General features: G+C 75.6%; 5 protein-coding genes. 4 read left to right on the top strand and 1 reads right to left on the bottom strand.

What is annotated here, in order from left to right:
* Positions 1-1,101: class I SAM-dependent methyltransferase (locus AC0CYZ_RS20270; RefSeq protein WP_472218598.1), on the top strand; the 1,101-nt coding region annotated here is incomplete at its 5' end.
* A gap of 56 nt (positions 1,102-1,157) precedes the next feature.
* On the top strand, positions 1,158-1,916 hold the full coding sequence (locus AC0CYZ_RS20265) for an SDR family NAD(P)-dependent oxidoreductase (protein ID WP_472218596.1): 759 nt from the start codon (positions 1,158-1,160) through the stop codon (positions 1,914-1,916).
* Here AC0CYZ_RS20265 and AC0CYZ_RS20260 read toward each other — a convergent pair.
* A complete protein-coding gene (locus tag AC0CYZ_RS20260; RefSeq protein WP_472218594.1) occupies positions 1,876-3,741 on the bottom strand; it encodes a TM0106 family RecB-like putative nuclease in 1,866 nt (621 codons plus the stop codon). The two genes, AC0CYZ_RS20265 and AC0CYZ_RS20260, sit on opposite strands and share 41 nt — an antisense overlap.
* 241 nt (positions 3,742-3,982) lie before the next feature.
* Between AC0CYZ_RS20260 and AC0CYZ_RS20255 the strand changes: the two genes are divergently transcribed.
* Together AC0CYZ_RS20255 and AC0CYZ_RS20250 are read left to right on the top strand one after the other, a co-directional pair.
* Complete coding sequence (locus AC0CYZ_RS20255; protein ID WP_472218592.1) at positions 3,983-4,657, top strand: DUF6474 family protein; 675 nt, start codon at positions 3,983-3,985, stop codon at positions 4,655-4,657.
* Between the two features lie 371 nt (positions 4,658-5,028).
* A partial coding sequence (locus AC0CYZ_RS20250) for an IclR family transcriptional regulator (protein ID WP_472218590.1) occupies positions 5,029-5,917 on the top strand: 889 nt, incomplete at its 3' end.

Here is a 5,917-nt window from a genome sequence, read left to right as displayed (position 1 = left end):
GTCGAGGGCGGCGGTGGACCGGGTTCGCCCACCGTCCGGCTCATCCGGCCGGAGGCCTGCTTCACCCGTCTCGGTCACTCCGGCCTGATCGGCTTCGGCGAGGGGTGGATGGTCGGCGACTGGGACTCCGACGACCTCGTCGGGGTCCTGCGCTGCTTCAGCGAGCACATCGAGGAGCTCGTCCCGATGCCGCTGCGCCGGATGCGGGGCCTCTACGACCGCGGTCAGCCGCGCGAGGAGGTCGCCAGCGACTCCGTGGTCTCCCAGGAGAACGTGCACCGGCACTACGACCTGTCGAACGACCTGTTCCAGACCTTCCTCGACGAGTCGATGATGTACTCCGCCGCGTGGTTCTCCGGGCCGGTCGGCGCGGACGGACAGCACCTCGAGTCCCTCACCACCGCCCAGCACCGCAAGATCGACGGCGTCCTCGACATGGCCGGTGTCCGGGACGGGTCACGCGTGATCGAGATCGGGACCGGATGGGGTGAGGCCGCCATCCGTGCGGCGCAGCGGGGCGCCCGGGTGACCACTCTCACGCTCTCGGTCCAGCAGGCCGAGCTCGCCCGCACCCGCGCGGAGGCCGCGGGGGTGTCCGACCGGATCACCATCGACGTCCGCGACTACCGCGACGCCGTCGGCGAGTACGACGCGGCCATCTCCATCGAGATGATCGAGGCCGTCGGCGTGGCCTTCTGGCCGGAGTACTTCCGCACCGTCGACCGGCTGCTGGCGCCCGGCGGCCGCTTCGGGCTCCAGTCCATCACCATGCCGGACCACCGGCTCCGGGCGACGAAGCAGTCGTACACCTGGATCCACAAGTACATCTTCCCGGGCGGGATCATCCCGAGCGTCGAGGCGATCGAGCAGACCCTCGCGCGTCACACCACGATGCAGGTGGACGCCCGGCGCTCGATCGGCCCGGACTACGCCGAGACCCTGCACCGCTGGCGGGAGACCTTCCTCGCTCGCACGCCCGAGGTCCGGGCGCTCGGGTTCGACGAGACCTTCGTCCGGATGTGGGACTTCTACCTGGCCTACTCCGAGGCCGGCTTCGCCACCCGCTACCTCGACGACTGGCAGTTCGGCATCGCGCGCTGAGGCTGGATAACCTCCCCGCCGCAGGGGAACCGACCAGCACGAGGAGCGCATCGCCCATGGACACGACCGACGTCGCCGCGATCGTCACCGGAGGGGCGTCCGGCCTCGGCGGGGCGACGGTCCGGCGCCTCGCGGACGCCGGAGCGCACGTCGTGGCGATCGACCTGCCCCAGGCGGTCGACACGGCGGAGAAGCTGGACCGCGTCGATTACGTCGGCGCCGACGTCACCGACGGTGACCAGGTGCAGGCCGCCGTCGAGGCCGCGGTGGGCACCGGGCTGCCCCTGCGCGTCGTCGTCAACTGCGCGGGCATCGGCACCGCGGGGCGGCTCCTGTCGAAGAAGGGGCCGCACGACCTCGGCCTGTTCGAGCAGGTCATCGGCGTGAACCTGATCGGCACCTTCAACGTCATGCGCCTCGCCTCGGCGGCGATCGCGGAGACCGAGCCGCTCCCCGACGGCGCGCGGGGCGTCATCGTGAACACCGCGTCGGTGGCCGCCTTCGAGGGCCAGGTCGGCCAGATCGCCTACTCCGCGTCGAAGGGCGGCGTGGTCGGCATGACCGTGCCCGCGGCTCGCGATCTCGCCCAGTACGGCATCCGTGTCATGACCATCGCGCCCGGCATCATCGACACCCCGATGCTCGCGGGCGTCGAGGAGTCGTTCCGCGAGCAGCTTGCGAAGGGCATCCCGTTCCCCCAGCGCCTCGGCCGCCCGGACGAGTACGCCCAGCTCGTCGCGATGATCGTCGAGCACGACTACCTCAACGGCGAGGTCATCCGGTTCGACGGGGCGCTGCGCATGCAGCCGCGCTAGGCAGCTCGATCGGCTCGACCGGCCCAGCCGTCGCGTCGTCGGCGGGACGGCCCGCCTCGCCCGGCAGGTCGTCGAGGTGGGGCACGGCGAGCACGGCGTCGGAGGTCATCCACGTGCGCAGCGCGTGGGTGGCCCGCACGTCGTCCTCGTTGTAGACCAGGAGCCGCTCGCGCATCGTCGGGTCGGGCTCGTCGCCGTCCATGCCGACCGCCCGGCGGTACCAGCGCATCGAGTTCTCCCCGCCCGCCTCCGGGTCCCGCCAGCCGAAGCCCGCCGACGGCGCCACCCGCTTGAGGCCCTTGCCGTGCGGGCAGAGGAACGACTCGCTGACCGCCGGGAACAGGTCGACCCACGCGTCCGAGGCGATGAAGGCCTCCACCTCGGCGGCGGGCGGGATGCCCGGCTCCCCGGCGAAGCGCTCCACCGAGCCCCGCAGCCAGCGGTTCTCGGCCTGCTCGTTGTAGCAGTACGCGCGGAAGGACAGGCCGCGTCGGGCGGCCCGGGCGCGGACGTCGGTGAGCCAGGTCCAGAAGGCCGCGAAGGAGCGGGCCTCGTCGCGGGTGGGCACCGGGTCCCAGGTGGCGAAGCCGCGGTAGCCGTGCGGCAGCCCGACGTCCGCGCCCGTGAGCAGGACGCCCCACAGGTACGCGCCGTCCTCGCCGAGGCTCTCCATGTCGACGTCGACCTCGACCGCCCCGCGGGGCACGTCGGGCCGGACGACCCGACGCACGAGGGGCACGTCGGAGCGCCAGGCGCGGGCCAGCGCGACGGCCTCGCGCAGGTCGGTGGCGAGGCCGGTGTCGTCGGCCGCGGCCTCCGCCGGCTCGGGCAGGCCCCGCCGGGGGTCGAGGGCGGCGAGCGCCCGCACCGTGGTGATCCCGCGGCCGCGCAGCCGCAGCGCGTCCTCCCCGCGGACCACGAGGCTGACGTCGTCGACCCGCCGCAGCTCGGCCTCGCAGACCGGCCACCAGGGACAGCGCCGGCACTCGGTGATCCGGGAGGGCTCCGCGAGCGCGGGCGCCCCGGCCCGCGCGGCGGTGGCGACCGCGAGCCGGTCGGCGAAGCGCCGGTCGTAGGTGTCGAGCGGGCTGCGGCCGGCCTCGTTGCCGGGGGCGGCCGCGAGGTCGGTCCACACCACGCAGTCCGCGTCCAGCCCGACCACGCCGCCCCACGCGGCACCCGATGCGGCCCCGAGGCCCGCGGCGGCGAGCATCCGGTGCAGGTGGGCGAGGCGCAGCACGTCCCGGGCGACGGCGCGCACCTTGCGGTCGGGATCGGGCGCCGCCGACGACGGGTGCGGCCGGGCCAGCGGGGACGTCAGCGCGCCGGTCCCCGGATCGCTCACCCGATGGCGCACGATGATCAACGGGTACCAGCCGCCGGCCTCGGCGCGCACGAGCAGTTCGGCGTGGCCGCGCCGGCCGTCGCCCGGCGGGAGCTCCGCGGCGCCGATCGCGGCCACGGACCCGTCCGCGACCAGCGCCAGGGTGGCCGTCACGCGCTCTCCCCGCGCCCCGTCGGGCACCCGGCGGTAGGAGGCGCCGAGGAGCTCGGCGAACCGGGCCGAGACGGCCGTCCGGTGCTCGGCCGCGTCGGCCACCCGCATCTCCACACCGGGATCGGGCTCCGGGAGCACCGCACCGCCGGCGTCGTCCACCGGCGTCGCCCCGTTGGTGCGGCCCGCCTCGGGGTCGTGCTCCAGGTGGACCCGGCGACGGCAGCGCGTGGTGACGGCGGCGTCGAGCAGCACCGGGCGCGACCCGGGCTGGCCCTCCGACCGGAGCGGGACGCCGGGGAGCCCGGCGTCCGGCTCCGTGCTGCTCATGCCCCGAGCCTGCCACGACCCCCCGACACCCACGCCGCGGACGGGCCGGCCGGCGCGGGTCGCCGCGCGTCCGGGGTCGCACGACACCCCACGGACGGGGCGGCCCCGTTAGGGTCGCCCACCAGCGGGGAACCGGGGGAAGCAGGAGATCGACATCGGGCCGGGTGGCCGCCGGGAGTCTCCGGGCGGGCCCTGCCCGGGGCGCCGGCGAGGGCCGGCCGCCGGGACAGCGGGAGGACCCATGGCGCGGCGGCGCAGCACGAAGTACTCGGTGGAGCTCGGCGGGGACGCCGGTGACGGGCAGGGCGTGGTCGTCCTGAGCCGCAAGGCCGCCAAGCAGGCCGTGAAGGCCGAGAAGCAGACCGCGAAGGCGGCGAAGGCCGACCGCAAGGCCGCGGAGAAGGTGGCCGAGATCGAGGAGGCCGAGGCGAAGGAGGCCAAGGAGGGCGGCGAAGGGCTCACCGGCGCGACCGTGAAGCGCTGGATCGGGATCGCCCGGGTCGTCGTCCCCATCGCGGCGCCGATCGTCTACCAGGCCGTGGGCGCGACCCGGGCGCGCGTGGACGACTTCCGCGCCCGGCGGCTCGGCGTCGCCCCGGACGAGCTCTCCTCGTTCTCCGGGCGCGGCACGGCGCTCTACGCGCGCTGCCACAACCTCGCGAACTCGGTGCGCGAGCTCGCCAACCGGCGGCCCGACGATGCCGAGGTGGGGACCTTCACCGCCGACGCCCGCACCCGCCTCTCCGATCTCGAGGCAGCCGTCCGCTCCGCGGAGCAGATGCCGGCCGGGCGCCGCCGTCGCGCGCACCTGGCCGTCGCGGGCGAGCTCGACCGGCTCGAGGCCCGGCTGCTCACCCTCTGGGGCCTCGACGGGTCGGCGGACTCCGGGCGCGGCCTGCCCAGCGCCGGACGCTGACCGCGTCCGCGCCGTCGCGGATCGTCAACGGCGCGGTGTGTCCGTGCAACGCCCCGGCCGGTTCCGTCTCTGCGGGGGCAATGACGCGACCCGGGGCCTGTCGTCACCCATCGTCACGAGGGCGTCGCGGTCGGTTGACCCGCCGTCAGTCCAATCGGACATGTCCCCCGCGGGTCCGCTGCTCAGGGCGCTGGTTCGGACGCAGCGTCACCGCCCGGCGACGCCCCGGCCGGTCGCCCTCGGACCCGAAAGTCTCAACTACCGGGTGACAACCCGATGGCGAGCCCCTTAACCTCTCGCAGACCGTTGTCCGATCGGCAACGGCAGTTGCCCCTCGCGCTCCCGCGTCAGGGAGCGGAGAGAGGGGTGACATGAGCCCACGCGCTTCGCGCGGCGCCGCCCCCGACGACGTGGCGGCCGCGGTCGCCGCCCGTCCCTCCGCCGCCGTCCCCGCCGGGACCGGTGACGCGTCGGGCGGCGGCCAGGTCCACCGCGCGCTCGCGATCCTCGAGCTGCTGGGCGACCCGGAGTCGGCGGGACTCGGCGGCCCCGCGGGGACCCTCGAGGCCCCGACGTCGTTCGGCGTCGTCGAGATCGCGCGGACGCTCGGGCGCGACAAGTCCCAGGTGTCCCGCCTGCTCCGCCTCCTCGCCGACGCCGGCTTCGTCGAGCGGGAGGCCGGCACCCTGCGCTACCGGATCGGCACCCGGCTGTTCTCCCTCGGCGTCCGCGCGGTCAGCCGCCGCCTCCGCGACGAGGCCGACGCGCTCGTCGAGCGCGAGGCCGCCCTGCTCGGCGAGCGCGTCGAGGTCTGCGTGCGCAGCGGCGGGAGCGCGATGACCATCGCCACCGCCGCCCCGGACAGCGAGCTCCGCGCCGTGGGCTGGGTCGGGCGCACCATGCCCCTGTCGTGCACCGCGGGCGGGCGCGCCCTGCTGTTCGACCTGGACACCGCGGCCGTCGCCCGGCTGCTCGTCCCCGAGGGACTCGCCGCGACCGGGCCCGCCGCGCCGCGCTCGCTCGACGAGCTCGTCGTGCGCCTCGCGGAGGACCGCGCCCGGGGTTGGTCGCTGGCCCGCCACGAGATGGACCGGGGCCTGCTCGCGGTCGGCGCGCCGGTGCGCGACGCCGCGGGCCGGGTGGTCGCCGCCGTCACCGTCGGCGGACCGGACTCGCGCATCGACCCGGTGCTCGCGGAGGTGAGCACCGGCGTGCTCCGCGGCGCCGCGGACCTCGAGATCGCCCTCGGCGCCCCGGGGA

It is taken from the genome of Actinomycetospora sp., assembly GCF_055612215.1.
This window is presented reverse-complemented; position numbering and strand designations above follow the sequence as displayed.

Excerpts from the sequence above, each read along its gene's own strand:
- AC0CYZ_RS20265 (WP_472218596.1), top strand. The coding sequence starts at position 1,158 with ATGGACACGACCGACGTCGCCGCGATCGTCACCGGAGGGGCGTCCGGC.
- AC0CYZ_RS20260 (WP_472218594.1), bottom strand. The coding sequence starts at position 3,741 with ATGAGCAGCACGGAGCCGGACGCCGGGCTCCCCGGCGTCCCGCTCCGG.
- AC0CYZ_RS20255 (WP_472218592.1), top strand. The coding sequence starts at position 3,983 with ATGGCGCGGCGGCGCAGCACGAAGTACTCGGTGGAGCTCGGCGGGGAC.